The sequence below is a fragment of the Kitasatospora sp. Ki12 genome, from assembly GCF_054601375.1.
On sequence record NZ_BAAIHT010000002.1, the window covers coordinates 1,291,313 to 1,317,647 of the forward strand.

Consider the following 26,335-nt stretch of genomic DNA (forward strand, 5'->3'; position numbering starts at 1 on the left):
GCCGGATGAGCGGGGACACCGGACGGGCCGGGACGCTGCACGGGCTGGTCGAGCGGCAGGCGCGCCGGGCGCCGGCGGCGGTGGCCGTGCGCTGCGGCGAGCGCGAGCTGACCTACGGGGAACTGCACGGCCGGGCCTCCCGGCTGGCCGCCGTACTGGCGGAGCAGGGCCTGGCCCCGGGCGGCCGGGCGGCGGTCGCGCTCGGCCGGGGCACCGAGGTGTACGTGGCGCTGCTCGCGGTGCTCAAGGCGGGCGCCGCGTACGTGCCGCTGGAGCCGAGCGCGCCGGACGCGCTGCTGCGGCACGTGCTGGCCGACGCCGCGCCGGACGTCGTGGTGACCGAGGAGGTGCACCGGGTCCGGCTGGCCGACGCGGGCGGGGCGCGGCTGGTCTGCGTCGACACGGCGGCGGGGGCGGGGACGCCGCTCGCGGAGGCGCCTGTCGTGGAGGTCGCGCCGCCCGAGGTCGGTCCGGAGGACCTGGCCTGCGTCTTCTACACCTCCGGCTCCACCGGACTGCCCGTCGGCGCGCTGGTCGAGCACCGCAACCTGCTGGCCGCGTACGAGGGCTGGCGCGAGGTGTACGGGCTGACCGCCGAGGACCGGATCCTGCAGACGGCGAGCCTGGAGTTCGACGTCTTCACCGCCGACTGGGTCCGGGCGCTGGGCACCGGCGCCACCCTGGTGGTCACCCCGTTCAACCTCACCCTGGACCGCACCGCCGACCTCGGCGCGCTGCCCGCCCTGGTGGCCGCCGAGCGGATCACCGTGCTGGAGCTGAACGTCCGCACCGCGCGCCGGCTGACCGGTCTGCTGGCCGCGACGGGTGCGGGCCTGCCCGGGGTGCGGCTGCTCACCGTCGGCGCCGAGAAGTGGTACCTGGAGGAGCAGTTGGGCCTGCAGCGGCTGCTCGGCGAGCGGACCCGGGTGCTGAACGTCTACGGGCTGGCCGAGGCCACCGTGGACAGCACCTACTTCGACGCGCAGGGCACCGCCGCCGCCGACGGCGCCGAGCGGGTCTCGCTGGTCGGCCGCCCCTTCCCCGGGACCCGGGTGTACGTACTGGGCCCGGACGGCGCCCCCGCCGGGCACGGCCTGACGGGCGAGATCGCGATCGGCGGCGCCGGCCTGACCCGCGGCTACCTCAACCGGCCCGCGGACACCGCCCGCCGCTTCGTCCGGGCGGACTTCGACCCGGACGGCCGGGTGCTGCTGACCGGCGACCTCGGGGTGCTGCGGGCGGACGGCGTCCTGGAGTTCACCGCGCGGGCCGCGACCGTGGTGGGACCGCTCGGCGCGGAACGGCCGATCACGGTGCTGGCGCGGGTGCGGGCGGCGGTCCGCGCGGAGGGCGCGCTGCGCGGGCATCCGGCGGTGCGGGAGGCGGCCGTCGTCGAGGTGGAGCCGAGGCCGGGGCAGCGGCAGCTGGTCGGCTACGCGGTGACCGCGCCGGGGGCGGAGGGGGCGGACGGCTGGTCGCTCTCCCAGTACCTGGAGGCGGAGCTCGACGGCGGCCCGGTGCCGGCCGCCGTCGTCCCGGTGCCGGAGCTGCCGCGCACCCGGGCGGGCAAACTGGACCGTACGGCCCTGCCGCTGCCCGCCCCGCCGGAGCACACCGCACCGCGCTCCGCCAAGGCCGGCGGCCGGAGCGGGGGCAAGGGCGGCGGCAAGGGCGGGGGCGGCGGCTCCTGGGACGGGCCGGTCGCGAACGGCTGCGCGGCGGTCTTCTGCGTGCTGCTGTTCGGCGGGGGCGCGTGGGTGACGACCGATGTGCTGTTCCCCGGCTCGACCGACCTCACCGGCGTGCCCTCCCCGTACGACGCCCTGTTCCGCCTCCTCTACCTGTGCGAGAACCTGGCCTTCGGCGCCGGGATCGTCTACCTCTCCGTCGGCTTCGAGGCGGTGCTGCGGATGGGCCGGCCGCGCCGGCTGTCCGCCCTCACCCATCTGGCGGTCACCTGGCTGCTGGTCAACTGGTGGCCGCAGGACAACCTCTACCGGCTCACCAGGGCCGACGACTGGCCGCGGGAGGCGGCCCTGGTGTTCGCCTTCAACGTTCCGCTGATGCTGGCGGCGCTGGTGCTGGTGCGTTTCGTCCTCTGGCGCCCGCCGGTCGGGAAGGAGTGACGGCGCCTCACCGACGCCACCTCATCGCTGCACCGAAGCCGCCGCACCGCCGCACCGCCGCACCGGCGCCACCTCATCGCCGCACCGCCGCCACCTCATCTGAGCGCCTCGAACATCCCGGCCAGCCCGTGGTTCGCGGCGGCGACCAGCGCCTCGGCCGCGTCCAGCGCCTCCGGGTCCGGCCCGGCGAGGGCCAGGCCGACGGTCGGCTCGGGCTCGCGGCAGGCCGTCGGGATCAGCGGCAGCAGGGTGACGCCGAGCCGGGCGCAGCGCGGCCGGAGCCGTTCCAGGTGGTCGTGCAGCGCGGCCGGGGCGAGCCGGGCGCCGAGCGGCATCCCGTCCAGGGTGCGCACCAGGTGGCCCGGGCCGCGCACCTCGTCGAGCCGGGCGGCCAGCACGAAGGCGACGGCCGGGCCGGTGAGCCGCAGGTTGATCTCGGTGGGGGCGAGCCGGCGCTCCCGGTCGGTGACGAAGTCGACGTCGTACCAGCCGCGGTAGCCCTCGGCGGCCAGCCGCTCCCCCACCGCGAGGGCGAACCGGCGGGCGGTCGCGGCGGCGGTCGCCGGCACCGCGCCGGGGCCGACGGTGACGCCCTGGTAGCGGGTGCCGGCCACGTCCATGGCGCCCGCGCCGACCGGGTGGACGGTGCCGTCGGGGCCGACCAGGGCGTCGTAGGTGAGGTCGCGCAGCCGGGCGGCCGGGCCCGGGTCCACGTGCTCCTCCAGCAGCAGCGGGCCGTCCGGTGGCAGGAGTTCGGTGCGGACCAGGCGCCGCAGCAGGGCCGCGCCGCCGCCCGCGGCGAACAGCTCGGCGGGCTCGACCACGACGGTGCCGTAGCCGCCGACGCCGTACGGGCTCTTCAGGACGGTGGTCCGCCCCCGGGCGGCGCGGGCGGTGAGCCGGCGGGCGGCGCGGCGGCGGCCGTCCGGGCGTTCCTGGTCCGGCGGGCGGACGCCGGGGTGGCCGGGGGCGAGGGCGGTGAACAGGTCGTGCGCGGCGGCCTTGGACTCGTAGCGGCGCACGGCGGCCAGTTCGGGCCCCTCGCCCCGGGCGGCCGTCCGGCCCCAGCCGATCACCGGACGGCCGGAGTCGGCGATCCGGGCGGCCAGCGCGGGGCGGTCGGCGAGCGCCTCGGCCATCGTCCGGTCCGGCGCCACGCCGCTGTGCACCTCGACCGGGCCCCAGTCCAACTCCCGGGCCAGCCAGTCGGTCCACTCCCGGTCGACGTCGGCGGGCAGCACCAGCAGGGCGGGTTCGGGGCTGTAGGCGACGGCCAGGCAGGCGTAGTGGTGGGCGTGCCGCAGTCGCCGCAGGCGCTGTGCGGCGTCCATGCCGGGGGCGAGGAACTGGGCGTTGAAGTCCGCGACGTCGCCCACGTGAACCGCCGCCCGCCCGCCGGTCCAGGCCCCCACCCATCCGTCCATGGGCCGGAAGCCTAGGGGTTGCGCGGTCCGGCCGCGCGGGGTTTCACAGTGCCGACAGGCCGGCCTCGTCGGTGCGGGGTCCACGCCACGTGTAGTCGATCGTCACGACGGCACTGTAGACCGCTTGTTAACTTCTGATCATTTTTGACTGTCAAAGGACACAGCTTGGCAAAGTTATGACCATCCCTCTAGCTGAACATGACTGATCGCCGTCAATCTCTGACCCAGCTCCTATCCCTGCAGCTAACCCCCACTGGAGTCAGAGTGACCCCCACGTCCTCCTTCCGCCGTGCCCGCGTGGCCGGAGCCGTCGCGATCGTCGCCGCCCTCGCCGGCGCGACCGTTCCCGCCGCCACGGCCTCCGCCGCGCCCAACCCGCGCGAGGCCGCGATATCCCAGGCCCGCGCCAACGTGGCCCACAACGCCGCGGTGTTCGGCTTCGGCGCCGGCCAGGACCTCGTGCTCAAGGACGTCGTGCTCGACGCCGACGGCACCTCGCACGTCCGCTTCGACCGCACCTACCAGGGCCTGCCCGTGGTCGGCGGCGACCTCGTCGTCCACCAGGACGCCAAGGGCAAGTTGAAGGACACCACCCGCGCCGCCGCCCACGACGCCGCCGTGAAGTCGACCGTCCCCAAGGTCCCCGCGCAGTCCGGCGCCGCCAATGCGCTGTCCGCCGCCCCGGGCGTCCGGGACGCCGTCAGCACCCCCGAACTGATCGTCTGGGCCGCCGACGGCACGCCCCGCCTCGCCTGGCGCACCACCGTCGAGGGCACCGGCGAGCACGGCCAGCCGGCCGGCAAGGTCGTCGTCACCGACGCCACCACCGGCGAGCAGATCGAGTCCTACGACGCGGAGCACCAGGCCACCGGCACCGGCAACTCCGAGTACACCGGCACGATCGGCATCGACACCACCCCGGTCAGCGGCGGCTTCACCCTGACCGACCCGGTCCGCGGCCACGTCACCAAGGACGCCCACAACCTCTCGTCGAGCTCGGTCAAGGCCACCTCGGGCACCGCCTTCACCAGCGCCACCAACGTCTGGGGCGACGGCAAGAAGTTCTCCACCGACCGCTCCACCGCGGCCGTCGACGCCCACGCCAACACCGCCTGGACGTACGACTACTACAAGAACACCTTCGGCCGGAACGGCATCAAGAACGACGGCAAGGGCGCCACCGTCTTCGTCCACGTCGGTACCAACTGGGACAACGCCCAGTGGTCCGACAGCTGCTTCTGCATGATGACCGGCGACGGCGACGGCTCCCACGACCCGGAGCAGGTCGACCTCGACACCATGGGCCACGAGATGACCCACGGCGTCACCAGCGCCACCGCCAACCTGCGCTACAGCGGCGAGTCCGGCGGCCTCAACGAGTCCACCAGCGACATCTTCGGAACGATGGTGGAGTGGTACGCCAACAACAAGGTCGACACCCCCGACTACCTGTTCAGCGACCAGTCCACCCCGCCGTGGCTGCGCCGCTTCGACAAGCCCTCGCTGGACGGCAACTCGGCGGACTGCTGGAGCAGCTCGGTCGGCAGGCTGGACGTGCACAACTCCTCGGGCGTCGGCAACCACTTCTTCTACCTGGCCAGCGAGGGCAGCGGCAGCAAGACCATCAACGGCTTCACCTACAACAGCTCCACCTGCAACAACTCCACGGTGACCGGCATCGGCAACCAGAAGGTCGCCAAGATCTGGTACCGCGCGCTGACCGTCTACATGACGTCGACCACCAACTACAAGGGCGCCCGCGCCGCCTCGCTCAACGCGGCCAAGGACCTCTACGGCGCGACCAGCACCGAGTACAAGGCCGTCGCGGCGGCCTGGAGCGGCGTCAACGTCAGCTGACCTGCGCCTCCTTCGACCACTGTTCCTAGTGGTTGAACCCGACGTGGCAGTGGTCGTGGTGGGTGTCGTCGGTGAAGAACTGACTGCCGGCGCCCGGGATCGCCACCGGACCGCCCACGTTGTACGAACCGGCGGCGGCCGCGTCCCGCATGAAGGACTCGACCAGCTGCCGGGGCGTGGCCCGGTCCACCACGGCCATGCCGTCGATCCGCCAGACGTCGAAGGCCCGGCCCAGCGGATGGTCGCTGGGCCGGGTCGTCCCGAAGACGTCCAACGGGTGGCCGGTCCGCACCACGCTCACCGACAGCGTGTACGGGCCGGCCAGCCGCAGCATCGCCTCCAGCACGCTCTCGTGGACGGCGCCGCCGCGCAGGTCCGCCGCCGCCTCGGGCGGCAGCTCGATCCTCGGCTCGGCCAGCACCCGGGCCACCGTCGCGGACAGTGCGGCCGCCGCCGGGCCCGCGACCCCCGGGTGCAGGGCGGTGACGGTCCACCGCGGTTCGGCCCGGCTCAGCCGGACGTCCACGGTGGTGCCACCCTCGGCCACCGAACCGTCCGGACCCCTGGTCCACTGCCGGCAGACCACCAGCACGCTCGCCGAGTCGTCGAGGATCCCGCCGTACTGGGCGACGACCACCTCCAGGCTCGCCTCGGCCGCCGCCGGGGCCAACGGCCCGGCCTGCTCGGCCAGCGCGGGCGGCAGACCGAGCGCCGCCACCCGGGCCCGGGCCGCCTCCACACCCTGCCCGCCGGGCGGCCAGGCACCCAGCGCCGCGACCAGCTCGACGGCGCGGCGCTTGACGTCAGGCTGGATCTCGTCCGGTCCGGGCTGCCAGAGCGGCCGCTCGGGCAGCGGGGTCGGCGCGGACGTTCCAGGCGTGGGTGTTTCGGGCGTGGGCGCTCCAGACGTGGGTGTTTCGGGCGTGGGCGCTCCAGACGTGGGCGTTTCGGGCGTGGCTGTTCCCGCCGTCGACGTGCTCGCCACGCCGCTCGAACTCGGGGCCGCGGTCTGCGGCTTGCCCTTGCCCGTACACCCCGCGGCGCCGAGCAGCAGTGCCGCCGCGCCCACCCGCAGCACCTCGCGCCGGCCCGTACCCGCACCGCCCCCCGCCACCTGATTCACCTTTGATCTCCCAGGATGCCCCGGCCTTCAGGCCGGGGAGGAATGGGGGTTTGACGCGGAGCCGCGTAGCGGCGGAGCGGTCTCCGGAGGTTCTGACGTGAGCCGTTGTCAGTGCCTGTCGGTAGGTTGGTCGTGTGCACCTTCGGTACTCCTATCGCATCTACCCGACGGCGGGTCAGCGAGCTTCACTGGCCCGGACGTTCGGGTGTGCCCGGGTGGTGTACAACGACGCTCTCGCGGCACGGAAGGAGGCCCGGAAGGCCGGGCGGCCGTACCCGGGAGCGCGGATCTGCAGAAGCTGGTGATCACCGGGGCGAAGAAGACCGCGGAGCGGGCGTGGCTGGCCTCGGTCGGCGTGGATCCGCTGATCCAGTCCCTTCGGGACCTGGACACGGCGTACCGGAACTTCTTCGACTCGGTGTCCGGTAAGCGCGCCGGTCGGCCGATCGGGCTTCCCCGGTTCAAGTCGAAGCACGATGGCCGGCAGTCGCTGCGGTTCACCCGTAACGGGTTCCGTCTCCGGGGCAACGGGAAGCTGAACCTGGCGAAGATCGGCGATGTGCGGGTGAAGTGGTCGCGCGCTCTGCCCGCCGACCCGTCCTCGGTGACGGTCGTGCTGGATGCGGCGGGCCGCTACCACGCGAGCTTCGTGGTGGACGTCGAACCCGGCCACCTGCCCGAGGTCGATGCCGAGGCCGGCATCGACCTCGGGCTGACCACCTACGCGGTCCTCTCCGACGGCAGCGTGATCGACAACCCGCGCTTCCTCCGCAAGGCCGAGAGGAAGCTCAAGGCCGCGCAGCGGGAACTGTCCCGCAAGGCCAAGGGCAGCAAGAACCGGGCCAAGGCCCGGCGCAAGGTCGCCAGGGCGCACGCCAAGGTGGCCGACACCCGCATGGACTGGCTGCACAAACAGACCACCAGGATCATCCGCGAAACCCAAGCGGTGTACCTGGAGGACCTGAACGTGCGCGGCCTCAGCCGTGGCCGACTCGCCAAGTCCGTCCACGACGCCGGATGGTCCACCTTCCGGCGGCTCCTCGAAGAGAAGGCGGCCCGCTACGGACGGACCATCGGGATCGTGTCCCGCGCGTTCCCGTCCTCCCAGCTCTGCTCGGAGTGCGGACACCGCGACGGACCCAAACCCCTGCACGTGAGGGAATGGGCCTGTACGGCGTGCGGTGTGCTGCATGACCGTGACCTCAACGCTGCTCGCAACATCCTGGCCGCCGGGCAGGCGGACAGGCTAAACGCCCCTGGAGGACCGGCAAGACCCGGCGTGGCGATCCCACGCCGGGCACGGCCCGTCGAACGGGGAACCCGCCTCGGCGACCCGCCACGCACGGGTGTCTGTGCCGCGGGCGCGGGAGGAATCCCCGTCCGCTAGGGCGGGGAGGATGTCAACGGTCATGCCGTCAGTATGCGACCCGGGGCAGGGCACCGCCGGGGATGCCGGCCGGGTCCCGCGACGGCGCGCCCGCACGACGCCGTCGTCACGGCAGCGACGTCACAGCGCCGCGGGCCCGGACCGCTGCGCGTCGACCAGGACCCGGCCGGCCGTAGTCCGCCGGTACAGGACGACGCGGCCCGCGCGTCGCCGCTCGGCCAGCCGGGCCTCGCGCAGGATCCGCAGGTGCCCGCCGACCGCGCCCAGGGGTCGGCCGGTGAGGGCCACCAGCTGGGTGGTGGTCTTCGGCGTGTCGAGCAGGGTGAGGAGCTCGGCGCGCGCGGAGCCGAGCAGGGCGGCCAGGGCCGTCGGCACCGGGCGGCGCCCGTCGTCGGCCAGGACCCCCGCGCACGGGTAGACGACCGCGTACCGCCCGCCGGGGCCCGCCCGCCGGCCGTCGACCGCCGGGACGTCCCAGCAGACCCAGCTCTGCGCCGGGGTCACCGGGACGAACATCAGCCGGGCCCCGGAGAGTTGCAGCGGCGGGCCGTCCCCGCCGGTGACCCGCAGGCGGTCCGCTCCGAGCCAGCGCATCCCGGGCCGCAGGTCGTCGAGGGTGGCGGCCCAGCCGTGCGATCCGAGCCGGGCGGTCCGGGCGAGAACATCGGCCTCGATGATCCGGCGGCGGCGCGGCCAGGAGGGCAGCACGGTCTCCGTCCACACCCACTCCAGCAGGTCGGCGGCGCGCGGGGCCAGGTCGTCGCGCCGCAGCGGCTCCGGCAGCGCACCGCCCAGGGTCTCCGCCAGGTCGGCGCGCACGACGGCGGGCGGCGTGCCGCGGACCTGCTCCAGCTCCTCGGCGAAGGTCGGACCGCCGTCACCGAGGGGGGTGGGGGTGAGGAAGGTCGCGTTCCAGCGGCGCCCCAGCGCGGCCCCGACCAGGGCCGCCGTGACCGGGTCCGCGGCCAGGCGCTCGCGGTAGCCGGCCAGGTGGGCGGCGAGCCAGTGGCGCTCGCCCGGGTGCGCCGCGGTGCCACGGTGCAGGGTCTTCAGCCCGGCGAGCGTCTCGGCCAGGGGGGAGGTGACGAAGCGGCCCCCGGCGAGGGTGTCCGCGTCGACCCGCCACCAGCTCATCTTTCGCCTCCCCGCGAAAGAGTAACGGCCCGTCCGCCGGCCCGCCGAGACTCTGCCGCATGCGTACGTACCGACAGCTCTTCCGTACCCCGGAGTTCGCCCCGCTCCTGCTCGCCTCGGCCGGGCAGACCGCGGCCCAGACGGTGAGCGGGCTCGCCCTCGGCGTCCTGGTGTTCGACCGGACCGGCTCGGCCCTGCTCTCCTCCCTCGCCGTGTTCGGACCCGCGCTGGCCCAGCTGGTCGGCGCGGCCACCGTGCTGTCCGGCGCGGACCGGCTGCCACCGCGCGCCGCCCTGACCGGCCTCGGCCTGCTGCTCGGCGCGGGCACCGCCGTACAGGCGCTGCCGGGGCTGCCGGTCTGGGCGGTGTTCGCGACGCTGCTGCCGCTCGGCATGGCCGGGTCGGTCGGCGGCGGCGTGCGGTACGGGCTGCTCAACGAGGTCCTGACCCGGGACGGCTACCTGCTCGGGCGCTCCGTCCTCACCATGGCGGCCGGGATCGTCCAGATCGGCGGCTTCGCGCTCGGCGGAGCGCTGGTGACGGTGCTCTCGGCGCGCGGCACCCTGCTGCTGGCCGCCGGCCTGTACCTGCCCGCGGCCGCGGTGGCGCGGTTCGGGCTCAGCCGGCGGCCGCCCCGGGGCACCGGGCCGGCGTCGGTCGCCGGGACGTGGCGCACCAACGCCCGGCTCTGGTCCTGCGCACCCCGCCGGTACGTCTATCTCGCGCTGTGGCTGCCGAGCGGCCTGATCGTCGGGGCGGAGTCGCTCTACGTCCCGTACTCCCCCGGTGACGCGGGCACGCTGTTCGCCTGCGGGGCCGTCGGCATGCTGGCCGGCGACGCCGTCGCGGGCCGCCTCCTGCCTGCCGGGTGGCGGGACCGGCTGGCCGTCCCGCTGTGCGTCCTGCTCGCCGCCCCGTACCTGCTCTTCGCCTTCGAACCGGCGCTGCCGGTTGCCCTGGCACTGGTCACGGTCGCCACCTTCGGGTACGCGTCGGGGCTGCTGCTGCAGGAGCGGCTGACGGCGCTGACCCCCGACGAGCTCAGCGGGCAGGCGCTGGGCCTGCACAGCTCCGGGATGCTCGCCATGCAGGGGGCCGGCGCGGCACTGGCCGGCGGGGTGGCCGAACTGACCTCCCCGGCCACCGGCATGGCGACGGCCGCGGCGGCGTCGCTCGCCACCACCCTGCTGCTGGCACCGGGGCTGCGCCGCGCCCCGGCCCGCCGGGACCCGCTCCCGGCGGCGGGCCTGCCGGATTGACCCGCGGGGAATCGCCGACACGGCCCGCGAGGAGACGCCGGCGGTGTCGCCCGGCTGAAGGACGGACTCGGCCCGGACGACGAGCGGCGGATCCACGGCAGCCGGGCGCCGGCCCGCTCGCTGACGGCCCATGACCTGATCGACGAGTGCCACCCGCTGCCCCTTCCGGTGGTCCTCGGCCCCGGCGCGCGGCTTCCGGCGCCGGGGTGACGATCCGGACCTGCCGCCCCGCCGGCCGGGCGGCCTTCGGGGACCTCTCGGTGCGGGAGGCGTGCCCCCGCCGTCAGGCCGTGACGGGCCGGCTGCTCGGCCCGGGCGTCGCGCCGGGTGCGAGGACCAGCCCGAGCAGACAGCCCGCCAGCAGGCCCGCGCCGTGGTTGTTCCGCAGCGCGCAGAGGAACACGGCGGCCGCCGGGACGAGCAGCAGGTACCAGTTCGCCTTGAGTCCGGGGCCGCGGAGGTTCCCGCGCCGCAGGCAGGTGACGGCCAGCGCGCCCAGCAGACCGCAGACGGCCACCGAGTCGCCGCCACCGCGCGGCGCCCAGCCGGCCAGGCTCACCACGTGGGCGAGGACACCGCTGACCAGGAAGACGGCCAGGGTCCGCCACCACCCGAGGACCGTCTCGGCGACGGCGCCGATCATGAGCAGGGCCGGCAGGTTGAACGCGATCTGGACGAGGCCCGAGGACTGCACCAGCAGCGCCGTTCCGGCCCGCCACCACTGTCCGTCGTGCAGCGCGTCCGGCTGCCGCATCAGGTCCTCGACCACGGCGGGCACGGCGTACTGGACCACGGCCATCACCGCCATCACGGCGAACAGCGCGAACGTGGCCCACGGGCGACATGCCAGAGCGGTACGGACGGCGGCGAGCACCTCGCCCGGCCCTCCGGCCGAGGGCCCTCCGGCCGCCGGACCGCCGGCTCCGGAGCCGGCCAGCACCAGCGTCCGCAACCCCACCCCGACCACCACGGCCGCGCTCGCGTACAACCCGATCTCGTGCGGCGACATCGCCGACCCCCCGTTGCCACAGACCCGGGCGGTCCCGCCCGGCCGACGGCCCATCATCCCGGTCGGACCGGACCCGGCACCAGGGCAGATGATCATGGATCCGGCATGACGGCCGTCACACTCGCACCGCGGAGCCCGAACAGGTCCTACGCCTGCTCCGGGGGCCGCAGGGCGTAGCCGTCCTCGGTCCGCTCGATCCAGGAGGGCTCGCCGAGCTCGGTCCTCAGGACGGTCATCGGGAACCCGAGCTCGTGGGTGAGGAGCGGGGCGCCGTAGACCTTCCCCATGATCACGTGCGGCTGGTGCACGCCCTCGCCGAGCTCGATCAGACCGCGCAGCAGTCGGACGTCGGCGTGGGTGAGCCGTACGTCCCGGCCGTCCACGGTGACGGCCTTGGTGTCCAGGTCGACGACCAGCCGCCCGTCGAAGGCGCTCAGCGAGCCCTGCGGCTCCGGGAGCCGCCCGAAGTGCCTCAGGACGAACTCCTCGGCGCTCGTCCGCTCCGCCGGCCGGCCACCCGCCGCCTGCTCCTCCGTCACGCCGGGCAGCCTAACCCGGGTTGTTCGACGGCGACCAGGCCGCCGTCCAACCGGCCAGCTCGGCGGGGCGGTTGGTGATGATGCCGTCGACGCCGGCGGTGGTGAGGGCCTTCCAGCGGGCGGGCTGGTCGACCGTCCAGACGTTGACGGCCACCCCGGCGGCGTGCAGGTCCCGGATCACGTCGGGCCGGGCGGACAGCGCCTCGTCGGAGGGGTTGTAGGCGGCCAGTCCGAGTTCGCGGGCGGTGGCGACCGGGTCGGCGTCCAGGGTGGCGCGGAGCAGGCCGAGCGGGAGTTCGGGGGCGAGCTCGCGGGTGTACCGCAGGGCGTCCGCCTCGAAGCTCTGGACGAAGACCCGGCCGGTCATGCCGTGGTCGCGCACCTCGCGGACGATCCTGGCCACCTCCTCGCGGGTGTGCGGCCCCTTGATCTCCAGCAGCAGCCTGCCGCCGCGGGTGCGCAGGTCCTCCAGCTGGGCGGCCAGCGTCGGCAGGTGGGTGCCCGCGTAGGCGGGGGCGAACCAGGAGCCGGCGTCCAGCGTGTCCAGCTGGGTGGCGGTCAGGTCGCGGATGCGGCCCTTGCCGTCGGTGGTGCGGTCCACCGTGTCGTCGTGGAGCACGTACGGTACGCCGTCCCGGCTCGGCTGGACGTCGTTCTCGATCCACTCGGCGCCGCCGCGCCGGGCGACCTCGTCCGAGACCAGGGTGTTCTCGGGCGCGGCCGAGGACGCCCCGCGGTGCGCGTAGACGGTCGGCGGCGCGCCCGCCCGGCGGAGCCCGGCGTGGGCGGCCGACCCGTCCCGCGGCGCGCCCTGCTGCGGTTCGCCCTGCTGCGGTCCGTCCTGCTGCGGTGCGGCCCGCGGCACGGGGGCCGGCGCCGGGGCCCCGGTGAGCGCGACGGTGCCGAGGGCGACACCGAGCAGCGCGGCGACGGGGGCGGCCCGGCGGCGCGGGTTCCGGGGGTGCCGACTGGAGGTCATGTCCCGCACGCTACGGACCTCGGACGGATCGGGCCAGACGACACCGGGAAGCCGGCCGACGATTGCGGCAGGCGGAGGAACACCCCGTCAGCCCTCCCCTAGCGGCGCCAGCAGCGCCTCCGCCGAGGCCGTCCGCGCGTACAGCACCGACCGCCCGGCCCGGTGGGCGCTGACCAGGCGGGCGTCCCGCAGGGCCGTCAGGTACTGGGACACCGCCGACGCGGACAGTCCGGTGCGCCGGGCCAGCTCGGTGGTGGACGCCGGGGCCGCCAGCTCGGTGAGCAGCCGGGCGCGGGAGCGGCCGAGGACCGCGGCCAGCGCCTCGGTGCCGGCCGCCGGGGCGCCGGTCCACAGCGTGCCGATGCCGCGCGCCGGGTAGGCGAGCTGCAGCGGCTCCGGCGGAGCGAGGCGGGTGTAGAGCGCCGGGCCGGTGAAGGCGGACGGGACCAGCAGCAGGCCCGCCCCCGCCGTGCGGCCCGGCAGCGGGCGGGTGCGGTGGCGCAGCCGCAGGGTGTCCTCGGTCCAGCGGAGTTCGGTGTGCAGGTCGTTCAGCACCCGGGCCGCGCCGTGCTCGGCGGCCTGCCGGGCCCGGTGCAGCACGTCCGCGTCCAGGACGGCGCGGATCCGCGCCCAGTACGGGGCGAGCGCGAGTTCCCAGTACGCCTCGACCGCCTCGGTGAGCCGGACCAGTCCGCCCGCCGGATCGCCGTACAGGGCGCGCAGCCGGGGGCCGAGCCCGCCGCGGCCGTCCCCGGCCCGGTCGAGGCCGCCCCCGAGCCGGTCGAGGTCGTGACGGACCCGCTCGGCCGGGGTGGCCCTGATCGCGGCCAGTTCCTCCGCCAGGGTGGGGGCGGGGCCGGTGGGGGCCGGGTTGATGAAGTCCGGCACATACCCGGCGGGCGGGACGAGTTCGGCCAGCAGCGCGTAGGCCGGGCCGAGCGCCGCCAGCCGGGGCCGCACCTGGTCCGCCCAGGGCCGGTGGACGGGGTGGGCGAGCCCCGAGCGCAGCAGCCGCAGGCTCGGGCCGACCTCCCACATCGGGGAGACCGCGAAGCGCATCCGCGCCAGGTCGCCCGCCGTGAACAGCAGCTCGGCCGTCAAGCCCCCACCCCCGTGGATTCAGTCATGTTCGAATCATTGGCGGTCAGGCTAGTGCAGCAGCGATCATGATCGGCATGACTTCCCAGATCACCACCCCCGTACCCCTCGCACCCGCCGCCCCCGGCACCCCCGTGACCGCTGCCGCCGCCGGCACCTGGACCCTCGGCGACCGCGCCGTCCACCGCATCGGCTTCGGCACCATGCGCCTGCCGCAGACCGGCCCCGCGCTCACCCCGGACGCCGTGCCGCGCGACCGGGAGCAGGCCCTGCGGGTGCTGCGCCGCGCCGTCGAACTGGGCGTCAACCACATCGACACCGCTGCCTTCTACTTCTCCCCGCTGCGCTCCGCCAACGAGCTGGTCAACCGGGCGCTCGCGCCCTACGGCGACGACCTGGTCATCGCCACCAAGGTCGGCCCGGCCCGCAGCCTCGACGGCCGGTGGGAGGAGCACGCCCGCACCCCGGAAGGGCTGCGCGCCCAGGTCGAGCAGAACCTGCGCGAGCTCGGCCGCGACCACCTCGACCTGGTCAACCTGCGCGTCGTCGGCACCGACTCCGTCGCCGAACGCTTCGGCGCCCTGGCCGAGTTGCGGCAGGCCGGACTGATCCGCCACCTCGGCGTCTCCAACGTCCACCCGGACCAGCTCGCCGAGGCCCGGACCGTCGCCCCCGTGGTCTGCGTGCAGAACCCGTACGGCATCGGCGCCTCCGCCGCCCAGGACGAGGTGCTGCGGCTCTGCGGCGAGCTGGGCATCGCCTTCGTCCCCTTCTACGCGATCGCCGGCGCGGGCCGGGAGGGCGGCGCGGGCGCGAGCGAGCCCACCGCGGTGCGGACGGTCGCCGAGGCGCGCGGGGTGAGCACCGCGCAGGTCCGCCTGGCCTGGACGCTCCAGCGCGGCCCGCACGTGCTGGCCATCCCGGGCACCGGCGACGTGGCGCACCTGGAGGACAACATCGCGGCCGGCGCGCTGCGGCTGACGGCGGAGGAGCTGGCCCTGCTCGACCAGGCCCACCACGGCGAGACCGCCACCGGCTGAACCGGCCCACCAGGGCAGGGCCGCCACCGGCCGAACCGGCCCCGGAACCGGGCGGGGCCCGTCGCGCGTCGCTCGGGACGACTTGACCTCGATCCTGTTGAGGAGCCCCGAGCATGACCGACCTCGCCACCCGCTACCTCTACCTGGCCCGCCACGGCGAGGCCGCGCCCGACGGCAGCGGGCTGACGGACACCGGCCGCCGCCAGGCCGCCCTGCTGGGCCGGCGGCTGGCGGGCCGGCCGATCTCGGCGCTGCACCACGGTCCGCTGCCCCGGGCCGCCGAGACCGCGCGGCTGGTCGCGGAGCAGCTGGACGGTGTTCCGCCGGTGGTGTGCGAGGAGGCGGGCGACTACGTCCCGCACATGCCGGAGCGGGCCGAACTGCCCGAGGACAGCGCGGACTACCTGCTGGACTTCCTCGCGGACACCACCCCCGAGGAGCTGGCGACCGGGCCGGTGCTGGCACGGCGGGCGATCGAGCGGTTCACCGGTCCGGTGCCGGGCGGCGCGGAGCGGCACGAGCTGGTCGTCACCCACGCCTTCCTGATCGGGTGGCTGGTCCGGCACACCCTGGGTGCCCCGGCCTGGCGCTGGCTCGGCCTCAACTCCGCCAACACGGGTCTGACCGTGCTGCGTTACGCGCCCGGCCGACCGGCCGGCATCCTGCTGCTGAACGACCAGGGGCACCTGCCCGAGGAGCTGTGCTGGACCGGGTTCCCGCCCGAACTGCGCTACTGATCCGGAGGGTGACTGCCCCTCGGCTCTCCCTCGCCCCCTCGCCGTCGACAGGAATATGCAGACCGGTCTACTATCGCCCGCATGGGAGTCAAGGGCGAGGAGACCCGGGCCCGGCTGATCGCCGGCACCAGGGAACTGATCGAGGCGCAGGGCTACTTCGGGACCGGCCTCAACCGGATCGTGGCCGCCACCGGCGCCCCGCGCGGCTCGCTCTACTTCCACTTCCCCGGCGGCAAGGACCAGCTGGTGGCGGCCGCCCTCACCGAGGCCGGCCAGGAGGTCGAGGCGCTGCTCAGCGCACCGGCCGCCGAGGGCGCCGACACCGCCGCCCTCACCGAGCTGCTCGTCGAGGCCTTCGCCGAGCGCCTGGTGAAGTCCGACTACAGCAGCGGCTGCCCGATCGCGACCGTCGCCCTGGAGACAGCGGGCACCAACGAGGCGCTGCGGGCGGTCTGCGCCGAGGTGTACGGGGGCTGGCAGCGGGTCCTGGCCGGGCGGCTGGAGGCCGAGGGCTTCGGCCCGGCCGAGGCCGACACCGCCGCCGGCCAGGTGCTCGCCCTGCTGGAGGGCGCCGTCCTGCTCGCCTCCGTCCGGCGCAGCCGCGAACCGCTGGACCACGCCCGGCACGCCGTCCGGCACCTGCTCGGCAAGCACGACGCGTAGCCGCGGGCGCGCCGCCGTTCGCCCGGCGGCGCGCCCGCGCCTTCGCGTACCCGAAAAATATGCAGACCGGTCTACTGATTTTCTTGAGTCCCTGAGTCCCTGAGTCCTGGAGCGCAGCATGACGTCCGTCCCGCCGCCCCGCACGCTCGTCCTCGGCGCCACCGGCTTCCTCGGCCGCTGGCTGGTCCTCGAACTCCTCACCCGCGGCGAGCCGGTGGCCGCCGCCGTCCGCGACCCCGCCCGTGCCACCACCCTCCGGCACTGGCTGCGCGCGCACGGCGCCGACGACACCGCCCTGACCACCGTCGCCGCCGACCTCACCCGCCCCGGCCTCGGCCTCTCCCCCGAGGACGACGACCTGCTCACCGGAGTCCGCGACGTCCACAACCTCGCCGCCCGCTACGACTTCGGCCTCACCCGCGCCCAGGCCGAACCCCCCAACGTGCACGGCGCCCTGCACGCGCTGCGGTGGTCCGCCACCCGGCCCGGACTACGCCGGCTGGTCCACCTCTCCGGCTACCGCGTCGGCCGCGACCCGGCCCCGCGCTACCCGCTGGACGAGCGCGCGACCTCCGCGCTCTACACCCGCCTCGGCGCGTACGAGGCCTCCAAGCAGCTCGGCGACGCCGCCGTCCGCGTCACCGCGCCCGGCCTCGGCGTGCCGCTCACCACCGTCAACCCGAGCAGCGTGATCGGCCACTCCCGGACCGGCGAGGCCGGCCAGTACCTCGGCCTGGCCCAGCTGGTCCGCCAACTCCACCGCGGGCGCCTCCCGTTGCTGCCCGGCACCCGGCGCACCTTCCTGCCCGTCGTCACCGTCGACCACCTGGCCCGCTTCCTGACCGCCGTCCCCGAGCACGACCGCGCCCCGTTCCGGGCCCACACCGTCCTCGACCCCGCGACCCCGGCGCTCCCCGAGCTGATCGGCCTCCTGGCGTCCCACCTGGGCGTCCGCCCACCCCGGGGCCTGATCCCCGTCCGCCTGGTCCGCCGCCTCCCCCGCGCCCTCACCGGCGCCGACCCCGAGACCCTCACCTTCCTCTCCGAGGACCGCTACGACACCGCCTCCGCCGACCGCCTCGCCACCGCCGCCGGCCTCACCCACCCGCCGCTGACCCCCGCCCTGACCCGCTGGGCCACCCGCCTGGTCGAGGAGGACTTCGGGGCCTCATGAGACCCGCACAGGAAGTCGGCCGGGCCGACTTCCTGTGCGCCGGCGCCGCCGAGGAGCGGCGTGGACGTCCCACGGGAGTCGCGGCGCCGGCTACCCGAGGCTCTCCGCGACGCGGATCAGCTCCTCGTCCGAGAGCCTCGGTGGGGCGCCGGTGGTGACGACGAAGGTGTAGGTCCCGTCCGACCACGTCAGCGAACGGGGACTGCCGTTGCCGTCCTGGGTGACGGTCGCGGGGTGCCCCTTGACGGTGGCGGCCCGGCCGTCCGGCGGCGTGCTGCTCCGACGAATCTGACTGATGATCAGGGACCCGTGTACGTCGGGCTCCGTGCCCAGCGTGTACCCGATGGCCCAGGCCGGGGTGTCGGTCGGGAGCGGGGTCAACCCGGGCACCTGGGCCATCCTGCCTGCCGGATAGGGATAGTAGTTCTCCGGCAGGAACGCGGGCCGGCGGAGGTCGCGCTCGTCGAAGTGGACGGCGGGCTTGCCGGTGGCGTCGTGCATCGCCCTGGTCCCGAGCGGCTTGTTCAGGTGGGTGGTGATCTGTCCGTAGCCGCCCGGGTCGCAGAACCCCGGGGCGACGGTGTGCCGCAGGGACACCTTCACCGCGTCGGCGGACTCGCGCACCACGAGCTCGGGCCGCTTCTCACAGCCCCAGCCGATACTGAGGGTCAGCGTCCGGCCGTCCGAGCTGGCCAGGAGCGGATAGCCGGCCACGGGGCCCTCGTAGACCTTGGTTTCCGGGCCCCGGTTGATCCACGCGTTGATCGCGAGCCCGCCGCCGAGAACGGCTACGGCGGCCACGGCGGTCAAACGATTCCCTCGTCCACGCTTCGACATCTGACGGACGCTACCGTGCCCGTGTTTGCGGCAAGCATCCGGACGGCGGGGTCAGGTCGGCGGGGTCCGGACGGCGGGGTCCGGACGGTCCGGTCCGTCGTCACGAGTCCCCGACCGGGGTGGAGCCGGCCGGCCGTTCGAAGACCAGCTCCGTCCAGTGCACGGCGCCCCGGCCGTGCAGGTCGCCGCGGGTGGTGCGGTGCAGGAGGCGCAGGCCGCGGGCGGTGGCGAGGTCGACGGTGTGCTCGGGCGGGAGGTCGAACATCCGGCGCCCGGGTGGGACGGGGCCGTGCCGGAGGGTGAGGGCGAGGCGGCCGCCGGGGGCGAGGAGGGTGGAGAGGGCGTCCATGGCGGGCGGGCGTTCGGCGGGGGTGAGGTGCATCCAGACGGCGGTGAGCAGGACGAGGTCGTAGCGCTCGCCCTCGGCGAGGAGTCCCGGCAGCCCGGGCAGTGCGTCGGGGAGCCAGCGGATGCCCGATCCCGCGTGCAACCGCTCGCCGTGGGCGCGGAGTTCGGGGGTGGGTTCGGCGGCCACCACCCGGTGGCCGAGGGCGGCGAGGGCGGCGGCGTCGCGGCCGGTGCCGGCGCCGATGTCGAGGACGGCGGCGGGTGGCGCCGGGTAGTGGTGCAGCAGTTCGCCGTGGACCTCGGCGAAGCTCACGCTCTCGTACTGGACCGCGAGTTGTTCGGCCGCCTCGCCGTATCCCGCTGTGCTCGGGAGCTCGCCGTTTCCGCTGCTGCCGATGTCGTTCACCTTTGATCTCCCAGGATGCCCTGGCCTTCAGGCCGGGGAGATGGGGGTCCCCCCGCCCGGCGGGTGGGGGAGGGGGTTTGGCTCAGGGCCACGTAGCGGCGGAGTGATCTTCGGAGGTTCTGACGCGAGGCGTTGTCAGTGCCTGTCGGTAGGTTGGTCGTGTGCACCTTCGGCACTCCTATCGCATCTACCCGACGGGTGGTCAGCGAGCTTCGCTGGCCCGGACGTTCGGGTGTGCCCGGGTGGTGTACAACGACGCTCTCGCGGCACGGAAGGAGGCCCGGAAGGCCGGGCGGCCGTACCCCGGGAGCGCGGATCTGCAGAAGCTGGTGATCACCGGGGCGAAGAAGACGGCGGAGCGGGCGTGGCTGGCCTCGGTGGGGGTGGATCCGTTGATCCAGTCCCTTCGGGATCTGGACACGGCGTACCGGAACTTCTTCGACTCGGTGTCCGGCAAGCGGCAGGGCCGCCCGGTGGGTCTTCCCCGGTTCAAGTCCCGCAAGGACAATCGGCAGAGTCTGCGCTTCACTCGCAACGGGTTCCGCATCCGCTCCAACGGGAAGCTGAACCTGGCGAAGATCGGCGATGTGCGGGTGAAGTGGTCGCGGGCACTGCCCGCCGACCCGTCGTCCGTGACGGTCGTGCTGGACCCGTCCGGCCGGTACCACGCGAGCTTCGTCGTGGACGTCGAACCCGAGCACCTGCCCGAGGTCGATGCCGAGGTCGGCATCGACCTCGGGCTGACCACCTACGCCGTCCTCTCCGACGGCACGGTGATCGACAACCCGCGCTTCCTCCGCAAGGCCGAGAGGAAGCTCAAGGCCGCGCAGCGGGAACTGTCCCGCAAGGCCAAGGGCTCGAAGAACCGGGCCAAGGCCCGGCGCAAGGTCGCCAGGGCGCACGCCAAGGTGGCCGACACCCGCATGGACTGGCTGCACAAGCAGACCACCAGGATCATCCGCGAAACTCAAGCGGTGTACCTGGAGGATCTGAACGTGCGCGGCCTCGGCCGAGGCCGCCTCGCCAAGTCCGTCCACGACGCCGGATGGTCCACCTTCCGGCGTCTCCTCGAAGAGAAGGCCGCCCGCTACGGACGGCACGTCGGCATCGTGCCCCGTGCGTTCCCGTCCTCCCAGATCTGCTCGGACTGCGGACACCGCGACGGCCCCAAACCCCTGCACGTGAGGGAATGGGCCTGTACGGCGTGTGGCGTGCTGCACGACCGTGGCCTCAACGCTGCTCGCAACATCCTGGCCGCCGGGCAGGCGGACAGGCTGAACGCCCCTGGAGGACCGGCAAGACCCGGCGTGGCGATCCCACGCCAGGCACGGCCCGTCGAACGGGGAACCCGCCTCGGCGACCCGCCACGCACGGGTGCCCGTGCCGCGGGCGCGGGAGGAATCCCCGTCCGCTAGGGCGGGGAGGATGTCAATGGGCCTCCCGGACGATCACCGCGTCGCCGGCGGCGGCCGCCCCGGCGAAGAAGTCCCGCAGTTCGCGCAGGTCGTGGACGACCCGGGCGGCCACCGACTCGGACCAGGGCGCCGGGTAGCCGAGGTGCGCGACCGTCCGGGCGAGGATGCTGTCCTGCTGGCGGACGAGTTCGCCGAGCGCCGAGCCGCGCAGGAAGGCGGAGGCCGCCACGACCTGGTCGGGGCGCAGCACGGGCATCCCGGTGCCCGGTTCGGGGCGCTCGCCGCCGTAGACGGGCAGCCGGGCGGCCGGATCGGGGTGCAGGCCGTTCTCGGTGAGTGCGAGTTCCATCAGCACGGCGGTGCGCCGGACTCCGAGGGCGAGCCCGGCGGCGGCCAGCCGGTCGTACCGGACGTCGCGGTCCCGGGGCACGAGTTCGCCGAGTTCCTCCGGCGAGCAGGTGTCGACGGCCTGACCGGGCAGGCGGCGCCAGAAGTGATCCACACTCACCCGCTCAGCGTAACGAAGGCCCGGCCGCGCCGTGGAGCGGGACCGCCGTAGGGCATGCGTTCAGGCCTCGCCGGGGTGCCAGGCGGGCCATTCCCAGGGGCGGTCGGCCCAGCGGACGCGCTCGGGGTCGCGCGGGTCGAGGTCGGGGAAGAGCTCGTGGATACGCGGCTCGAACTCCTCGGGGGCGAGTGGCTCCCAGCCGTGGCCCTCGAAGTGGACGAGGCGGTAGCGGCTGTCGGTCCGGAACTCGGCCACCTCGACCACGGGTGCGGACGTGCTGTTGGTCTCCATGACCCCAAGCATGTGGCGCGGTGGCAATCAACGCCCGCTCAGACCCCTCTTCCGGGTCATGTCCCGGCGTCGGCGCGCTCGTTGAGCACGGAAAGGTACGACGGGGGGCTGCGGGAAGGACGAGCACATGACTGAGCAGCCCACCGGAGGGCAGTGGCAGTGGCCGCGGGACGCGTGGCAGCCCCCTCCGGTCCCCACCGCTCCTCCGCTCGCGACCACCACGGCTTCCACCGCCGCCGCATCGACCGGCGCGCCCCGGCGCCGGTCGCGCCGGGTGTGGGCGGCCGCGGCGGTGGGCACGGGCGCCGTGCTGGCGTCCGTGCTGGTGATGTGCGGTCCGGGCTCGGGTGACGTGCTGAGCGTGACGGCCCTGCCGGAGGCCTCGCCGTCCGCTTCGGACCCGGCCGCGCGGCTGCTGCCGGTGTCCCCGGTGCCGGCCACCCCCGCGCCGGCCACCCCCGCGCCGTCCCCGCTGCCGGCCCCGGTCCCGGAGGGCGGCACCACGAGCGGAACCGGGACGGCGGCGGCGGCCGAGGCCGGGACGGCGGACGCCCGGCACGGGTCGGCGAGCCCGCGTCCGAAGCCGGGCCACGGCTCGAAGGCCACCGGTCCGGCCCGCGGGGCGTCGGACGCGCCCGCCCCGGCGGCTCCGGGGGCGGGCGCCTCGGTGCCGGGCGCCGGCCCGGGCACCATCTGTGACCAGGCCGAACGCATGGGCCGCTGGCCGGCCGGCTCGGAGCAGGCCCGGCTCTGCCGCGGCGTCTACGGCTGAGCCGGCACCGCTCCGGGAGCCGCCGCGCCCCCGGTCACCCCCAGCAGCCCCTTGTCCAGCCGGGGCGCCAGCACCCGCGCCAGGGTGTCGGTGATGTGCCCGGTGTCCCGGTACAGCACCACGCCTTCGAGCACGGCCGGGCAGGAGGGCCCGGTGCCGGGGCAGAGCAGCGGACCGAGGTCCAGGGTGCGGACGCCGTACCGGGCGGCGAGTCCGCCGTCGAGCAGCGGGTCGGGTTCGAAGGCGGTCTCGCGCGGGAAGAAGCAGGCGTCCGAACGCCCGTCCGAGGCGGCCAGGCAGGTCGGGATGTCCTTGCCGGGCATCGGGGTGTCGCCGAGGTAGGCGAGCGGGGCGCCGATTGCGGTGAGCCGGTCGAGGGTGCGGGTCCAGCCTTCGGTGCGCTCCTCGGGGCTGCCGTACCGGTTGAGGCCCGCCATGAGGACCAGGCGCGGCTTGGGGCCGGAGGTGAGCCGGGTGAGGGTGTTCTCGCGCCAGCGGTCGCACTCCTCGAAGGTGCGGCCGAGCACGTTGTTGCGCACGGTGAGGGTGGCCAGCGGGCAGCCGGGCTTGACCAGGACCTCCAGGGCCCAGTGCCGCTGCTCGGCCATGGCGAGGGCGGCGGAGATCCACTGCCCGGCGTGCGAGTCGCCGAGCAGCACGATCCGGTCGGGGCTGTCCTCGGCGCCGAAGAGGCAGCGCGGGCTGCTGTCGGCGTTGAGCGGGATCTCGCAGCCCTTGCCGGGCGGGAAGTCCTCGCGGGCGCGGGCCAGCGAGGGCGTCAGGGTGAGCACCCGGGCGCCGGGGGCGAGCAGGCCGGGCCCGTCGACGGCCCCGGCGGGTGCGACGGCGGGGGTGTCCGCCGTGCCCCCGAGGGCGCGGACGGTGCCGCCGCCGAGGGTGAGCGCGGCGATCAGCGGGATGACCAGGGCGCTCGCGCCGACGGCGAGGCCGCGCCGGGGCGCCGGGCTGCTGCCGTGGCGCAGCGGCTGTTCGACCAGCCGGAGGGTGAGCCAGGCGGGCAGCGCGGCCGCGGCGGTGAGCGCGACCAGGGCGGTCCAGGGCAGCGCGCCGTACCGGGCCTGGGCGATGGTCAGCACCGGCCAGTGCCAGAGGTACCAGGCGTACGAGAGGCGTCCGGCGGCGCGCAGCGGGCGGGCGGCGAGCAGACCGCCGGCGTCGGCCCGGCCCGGCGGGTGGTGCCCGGCGAGCAGGACGGCGGCGGTGCCGAGGACGGGCAGCAGCGCGGCGGCGCCGGGGAACGGGGTGGTGCGGTCGTACAGGAAGAGCGGTGCCAGGACGGCCGCGAGGCCGAGCCAGCCGAGCAGTCGCAGCGACCACCGGGCGGGGCGCCGCTCGGCCCGGGCGCCCAGGGCGCCGCCGAGCAGGGCCGCGCCCGCTCCGGCCGCGAACTCCCAGAGGCGGCTGCCGGTGGAGAAGTAGGCCAGCGGGGCCGAGGTCTGGGTCCAGCGCAGGCAGAGCACCAGGGAGACGACGCCGATGGCGGCGGTGGCGAGGGTGATCGTGAGGGTGCGGCGGCGCCCGTGCAGGTAGCGGGCGAGGCCGAGCAGCAGGACGCCCCAGAGCAGGTAGAACTGGTTCTCCACGCCGAGGGACCAGAAGTGCTGGAGCGGGCTGGGGTCGCGTTCGGCGGCCAGGTAGTCGGTCTGCTGGCCGACGAAGCGCCAGTTGGCGAACTGGCCGGCGGCGGCGATCAGGTCCCGGGCGAGGTCGGTGCCGCGCAGCGGGTCGAGCAGGGCTCCGCCGGCGGCGGCGGTGGCGACCAGGACGGTGGCGGCGGCGGGCAGGATCCGGCGGGCGCGGCGGGCGGCGAAGTCCCGCAGGCCGAGCGGGCGGCCGGTCAGCATCCCGGTGATCAGGAAGCCGGAGATGACGAAGAAGACGTCGACGCCGATGTAGCCGCCGGTCAGGCCGGGTACGGCGGCGTGGAAGGCGAGGACGGACAGCACGGCGAGGCCGCGGAGTCCTTCGATGTCGGGGCGGAAGGCGGCGCGTCGGCGGGGTTGCCCGCGGTCGGCGAGGGCGGTGCTCTTCGGGGCGGCGATCTCCCGCTCCACCCGGACGACCCCGGGGAGCAGGTCGGCGGCGCCCGGAGCGGGCGCGGAGGGCGCGGACGAGGACGGTGAAGAGGACGGTGAAGGCGATGGCGGTACGGCCGTGGGCACGGCGGCGCTCCTTGGCAGGGTGGCAGCGGTGGTCGGGCCCGCCGGGCCGATGGGGCGGCCGGGCGGATTCCGCGCCGGTGGGGCGACGCGCGAGGAGTCTCAGTGGTGGATCGCCGTCATGGAATTGACGATCCGTCAGAAACGAACTCAGAAGATCAGCGGATCGGCCCAGCCGGACGCCAGCAGCCCGCAGAGCAGCAGCACGGCGGTGACGGCGACGGACTCGGCGTGGCCGAACCCGAGCTCGGAGCGGCTCCGGACGGGCGCGGCGACCTCGCCGACGGTGGCGCCCTTGCCACCGTTCGCACCGTTCAGGAGCGGCCACAGGGCCTTGATCAGCGGGATCATGGTGTACGCGGTGAGCCCGAGCAGCGCGGCGAGCGCCCAGTACGGCCGCCAGCCGTGCAGCAGTGCGGCCCGGACCAGCCCGGCGACGCCGGCGAGGACGACGAACCCGAGCCAGCCGACCCCGATCCGGGCGACCGCGCGGGCGAGTGAACTGCCACCCGACACGGCGCCGGTGGGCACCCAGTCGGCGGAGCGGCGGCGCAGCGCGTGCGCGATGGCGACCACGTGGCAGAGCCCGCCGAGGAGTTGGACCCGGGTGACCTCGAAGCGCCAGCGGGTGCGGGACATCGCGGGCAGCAGCACCAGGGCGACCCAGATCGGCGGCAGGAAGGGGAGCACCTGCCAGGGCTGGATCTCCTCGGGGCGGAAGAACAGCATGATCAGGGCGGGCAGCGGCACGGCGAAGACGTTCACCGCGCTGGTGACGTACCCGAGGATGCCGTTCCAGAAGCAGAGCCGGGCGGAGCGGGGCAGCGGTCCCTTGCGGAAGCCGGGGTCGCCGACGAGGGCCAGGGAGCCGAGGCACCAGCGGTACTGCTGGCTGATGAAGGCGGGCAGGCCGGTGGGCGACATGCCCTTGGCGACCAGCGCGGGCACGTAGCGGGTGGACCAGCCGGCCCGGGCGAGGGCGAGGCCGGTGTAGAGGTCCTCGCTGTGGTCGATCTCGGCGAAGCCGCCGATCCGCTTCAGCGCGGCGCGGCGGTAGAGGGCGTTGGTGCCGCAGCAGACGGTGCCGTCCTGCGCGTCCCGGGAGGGCTGGATCCAGCGGTAGAAGATCTCCTGGGTGGCTCCCGCGGCGCGTTCGAGCCAGGACATGTCCGCGTCCGTGTCGAAGCACTGCGGGCTCTGCACGATGCCGACCTCGGGGTTGTCGAGGTAGGGCACCAGGTGGTGCAGGAAGTCGGGGCGGGGGCAGAAGTCGGCGTCGAGGACGGCGACGATCTCGCCGGTGCCCTCGGCCAGGCCGTGGTTGAGGTTGCCGGCCTTCTTGAAGCGGCCCCGGTCGGGGCGGGCGCGGTACCGGAAGCCGTAGGACTCGGCGAGTTCGCGCACCTCGGGGCGGTCGGCGTCGTCAAGGACCAGGACGGTGAGTTCGCCGGGCCAGCGGACGGCGGCGGTGTGCCGGTAGGCGTTGTCCAGGACGGCCAGCGGTTCGCCGGCGGTGGGCAGCAGCAGGTCCACGCTCGGGTGGCGGGCGGGCTGCCAGGCGCGCATCAGCAGGTCGTGCGAGTCGCGGGTGAAGCGGCGGGCGCGCTGGCCGTCGGTGAGGGAGAGCAGCCAGGTGGCCGCGTTGAGCACGGTGAGCACCAGGAACGGCCAGAGCAGCGGCTTGCTGAGGGCGAACAGGCCGAGCGTGGCGGTGGCTCCCGCGTAGGAGAGGGTGGCGCAGAGCAGCACCCAGCGGCGCTGCGGGCCGAAGTACCAGTACAGCTCCTCGTCGTCGGGCGGGCTGGGCAGGCGCAGGTCGGGGTCCGCGGGTGTCCGGCGCGGACCGGCGTCGGGTGCGGGCATGGCGGTGCCATGGAGTACGGGCATGCGGAAGTGGCCCCCCTGGGCGATGGACGGAACGTGGCCGTTCGCGCCCAGCCTCTCACATTGGCCTAGACCAATCATGAACGAGGTATGACATCTCCGCATCGGCCCAGCTCAGCGACTTGACGTCGCATCACCTGGCGGA

The 26,335-nt window shown here is 74.9% G+C and carries 24 protein-coding genes; 11 read left to right on the forward strand and 13 right to left on the reverse strand.

The window, feature by feature from the left end; genetic code table 11:
* Positions 1-5 precede the first annotated feature (5 nt).
* Positions 6-2,126 (forward strand): AMP-binding protein, encoded by a 2,121-nt coding sequence (locus ACYP53_RS23365; RefSeq protein ID WP_459648815.1) that lies wholly within the window; start codon positions 6-8, stop codon positions 2,124-2,126.
* Positions 2,127-2,221: 95 nt separating this feature from the next.
* Here ACYP53_RS23365 and ACYP53_RS23370 read toward each other — a convergent pair whose 3' ends face one another.
* Complete coding sequence (locus ACYP53_RS23370) at positions 2,222-3,550, reverse strand: hypothetical protein (protein WP_459648816.1); 1,329 nt, start codon at positions 3,548-3,550, stop codon at positions 2,222-2,224.
* 198 nt (positions 3,551-3,748) lie between these two features.
* On the opposite strand from ACYP53_RS23370, the gene ACYP53_RS23375 reads away from it, so the two are divergent.
* Positions 3,749-5,407 (forward strand): M4 family metallopeptidase, encoded by a 1,659-nt coding sequence (locus ACYP53_RS23375; protein ID WP_373313926.1) that lies wholly within the window; start codon positions 3,749-3,751, stop codon positions 5,405-5,407.
* A 25-nt stretch (positions 5,408-5,432) separates the two neighbouring features.
* Here the strand turns inward: ACYP53_RS23375 and ACYP53_RS23380 are convergent, their stop codons facing one another.
* Positions 5,433-6,530, reverse strand: a complete 1,098-nt coding sequence (locus ACYP53_RS23380) for a hypothetical protein (RefSeq protein ID WP_459648817.1) — start codon at positions 6,528-6,530, stop codon at positions 5,433-5,435.
* 134 nt (positions 6,531-6,664) lie between these two features.
* Here ACYP53_RS23380 and ACYP53_RS23385 point away from each other — a divergent pair, with 134 nt between their 5' ends.
* Positions 6,665-6,835 (forward strand): helix-turn-helix domain-containing protein, encoded by a 171-nt coding sequence (locus tag ACYP53_RS23385; RefSeq protein WP_459648818.1) that lies wholly within the window; start codon positions 6,665-6,667, stop codon positions 6,833-6,835.
* Positions 6,832-7,917, forward strand: a complete 1,086-nt coding sequence (locus ACYP53_RS23390) for an RNA-guided endonuclease InsQ/TnpB family protein (protein ID WP_459648819.1) — start codon at positions 6,832-6,834, stop codon at positions 7,915-7,917. The genes ACYP53_RS23385 and ACYP53_RS23390 overlap by 4 nt, the downstream gene beginning before the upstream one ends.
* Positions 7,918-8,037: 120 nt before the next feature.
* Here ACYP53_RS23390 and ACYP53_RS23395 read toward each other — a convergent pair whose 3' ends face one another.
* Positions 8,038-9,051: a transcriptional regulator gene (locus ACYP53_RS23395; protein ID WP_459648820.1), complete on the reverse strand. Its 1,014-nt coding sequence runs from the start codon at positions 9,049-9,051 to the stop codon at positions 8,038-8,040.
* A gap of 59 nt (positions 9,052-9,110) precedes the next feature.
* On the opposite strand from ACYP53_RS23395, the gene ACYP53_RS23400 reads away from it, so the two are divergent.
* Positions 9,111-10,310, forward strand: coding sequence for an MFS transporter (locus ACYP53_RS23400; protein ID WP_459648821.1), 1,200 nt, complete (start codon positions 9,111-9,113; stop codon positions 10,308-10,310).
* A 283-nt stretch (positions 10,311-10,593) separates the two neighbouring features.
* Here ACYP53_RS23400 and ACYP53_RS23405 read toward each other — a convergent pair whose 3' ends face one another.
* The 4 genes from ACYP53_RS23405 to ACYP53_RS23420 all read right to left on the reverse strand — a co-directional run bounded on the left by ACYP53_RS23405 (position 10,594) and on the right by ACYP53_RS23420 (position 13,938).
* Positions 10,594-11,319 carry a rhomboid family intramembrane serine protease gene (locus ACYP53_RS23405; RefSeq protein WP_459648822.1) on the reverse strand — a complete coding sequence of 242 codons (726 nt, stop codon included), beginning with the start codon at positions 11,317-11,319 and terminating at the stop codon, positions 10,594-10,596.
* 146 nt (positions 11,320-11,465) lie between these two features.
* Positions 11,466-11,858 carry a response regulator transcription factor gene (locus ACYP53_RS23410; RefSeq protein WP_189924525.1) on the reverse strand — a complete coding sequence of 131 codons (393 nt, stop codon included), beginning with the start codon at positions 11,856-11,858 and terminating at the stop codon, positions 11,466-11,468.
* Positions 11,859-11,868: 10 nt separating this feature from the next.
* Positions 11,869-12,837: a glycerophosphodiester phosphodiesterase gene (locus tag ACYP53_RS23415; protein ID WP_459648823.1), complete on the reverse strand. Its 969-nt coding sequence runs from the start codon at positions 12,835-12,837 to the stop codon at positions 11,869-11,871.
* Between the two features lie 87 nt (positions 12,838-12,924).
* The gene (locus ACYP53_RS23420; RefSeq protein ID WP_459648824.1) at positions 12,925-13,938 is read right to left on the reverse strand and encodes an ArsR/SmtB family transcription factor; all 1,014 of its coding nucleotides are present in this window, start codon (positions 13,936-13,938) and stop codon (positions 12,925-12,927) included.
* 74 nt (positions 13,939-14,012) lie between these two features.
* Between ACYP53_RS23420 and ACYP53_RS23425 the strand changes: the two genes are divergently transcribed.
* The 4 genes from ACYP53_RS23425 (at position 14,013) to ACYP53_RS23440 (ending at position 17,549) form a co-directional block, all read left to right on the forward strand.
* The gene (locus ACYP53_RS23425; protein ID WP_459648825.1) at positions 14,013-14,975 is read left to right on the forward strand and encodes an aldo/keto reductase; all 963 of its coding nucleotides are present in this window, start codon (positions 14,013-14,015) and stop codon (positions 14,973-14,975) included.
* Between the two features lie 113 nt (positions 14,976-15,088).
* A complete protein-coding gene (locus ACYP53_RS23430; protein ID WP_459648826.1) occupies positions 15,089-15,712 on the forward strand; it encodes a histidine phosphatase family protein in 624 nt (207 codons plus the stop codon).
* Positions 15,713-15,793: 81 nt separating this feature from the next.
* Positions 15,794-16,375, forward strand: coding sequence for a TetR/AcrR family transcriptional regulator (locus tag ACYP53_RS23435; RefSeq protein WP_459648827.1), 582 nt, complete (start codon positions 15,794-15,796; stop codon positions 16,373-16,375).
* Between the two features lie 118 nt (positions 16,376-16,493).
* Entirely contained in the window at positions 16,494-17,549 is a 1,056-nt protein-coding gene (locus ACYP53_RS23440) for an SDR family oxidoreductase (protein WP_459648828.1), read from the forward strand.
* 90 nt (positions 17,550-17,639) lie between these two features.
* On the opposite strand, the gene ACYP53_RS23445 is transcribed toward ACYP53_RS23440, so the two are convergent.
* Positions 17,640-18,386 carry a hypothetical protein gene (locus tag ACYP53_RS23445; protein WP_459648829.1) on the reverse strand — a complete coding sequence of 249 codons (747 nt, stop codon included), beginning with the start codon at positions 18,384-18,386 and terminating at the stop codon, positions 17,640-17,642.
* A gap of 100 nt (positions 18,387-18,486) precedes the next feature.
* Positions 18,487-19,140: a class I SAM-dependent methyltransferase gene (locus ACYP53_RS23450; RefSeq protein ID WP_459648830.1), complete on the reverse strand. Its 654-nt coding sequence runs from the start codon at positions 19,138-19,140 to the stop codon at positions 18,487-18,489.
* A gap of 161 nt (positions 19,141-19,301) precedes the next feature.
* Between ACYP53_RS23450 and ACYP53_RS23455 the strand changes: the two genes are divergently transcribed.
* The gene (locus ACYP53_RS23455) at positions 19,302-20,555 is read left to right on the forward strand and encodes an RNA-guided endonuclease InsQ/TnpB family protein (protein ID WP_459648831.1); all 1,254 of its coding nucleotides are present in this window, start codon (positions 19,302-19,304) and stop codon (positions 20,553-20,555) included.
* A gap of 13 nt (positions 20,556-20,568) precedes the next feature.
* Here the strand turns inward: ACYP53_RS23455 and ACYP53_RS23460 are convergent, their stop codons facing one another.
* Together ACYP53_RS23460 and ACYP53_RS23465 are read right to left on the reverse strand one after the other, a co-directional pair.
* Positions 20,569-21,063: a hypothetical protein gene (locus tag ACYP53_RS23460; RefSeq protein ID WP_459648832.1), complete on the reverse strand. Its 495-nt coding sequence runs from the start codon at positions 21,061-21,063 to the stop codon at positions 20,569-20,571.
* 60 nt (positions 21,064-21,123) lie between these two features.
* Positions 21,124-21,354, reverse strand: a complete 231-nt coding sequence (locus ACYP53_RS23465; protein WP_189924543.1) for a hypothetical protein — start codon at positions 21,352-21,354, stop codon at positions 21,124-21,126.
* Positions 21,355-21,481: 127 nt separating this feature from the next.
* On the opposite strand from ACYP53_RS23465, the gene ACYP53_RS23470 reads away from it, so the two are divergent.
* Positions 21,482-22,126 carry a hypothetical protein gene (locus tag ACYP53_RS23470; RefSeq protein WP_459648833.1) on the forward strand — a complete coding sequence of 215 codons (645 nt, stop codon included), beginning with the start codon at positions 21,482-21,484 and terminating at the stop codon, positions 22,124-22,126.
* On the opposite strand, the gene ACYP53_RS23475 is transcribed toward ACYP53_RS23470, so the two are convergent.
* Positions 22,117-24,309 carry an acyltransferase family protein gene (locus tag ACYP53_RS23475; RefSeq protein WP_459648834.1) on the reverse strand — a complete coding sequence of 731 codons (2,193 nt, stop codon included), beginning with the start codon at positions 24,307-24,309 and terminating at the stop codon, positions 22,117-22,119. The two genes, ACYP53_RS23470 and ACYP53_RS23475, sit on opposite strands and share 10 nt — an antisense overlap.
* A 147-nt stretch (positions 24,310-24,456) precedes the next feature.
* Entirely contained in the window at positions 24,457-26,193 is a 1,737-nt protein-coding gene (locus ACYP53_RS23480; RefSeq protein ID WP_459648835.1) for a glycosyltransferase family 2 protein, read from the reverse strand.
* Positions 26,194-26,335 lie beyond the last annotated feature (142 nt).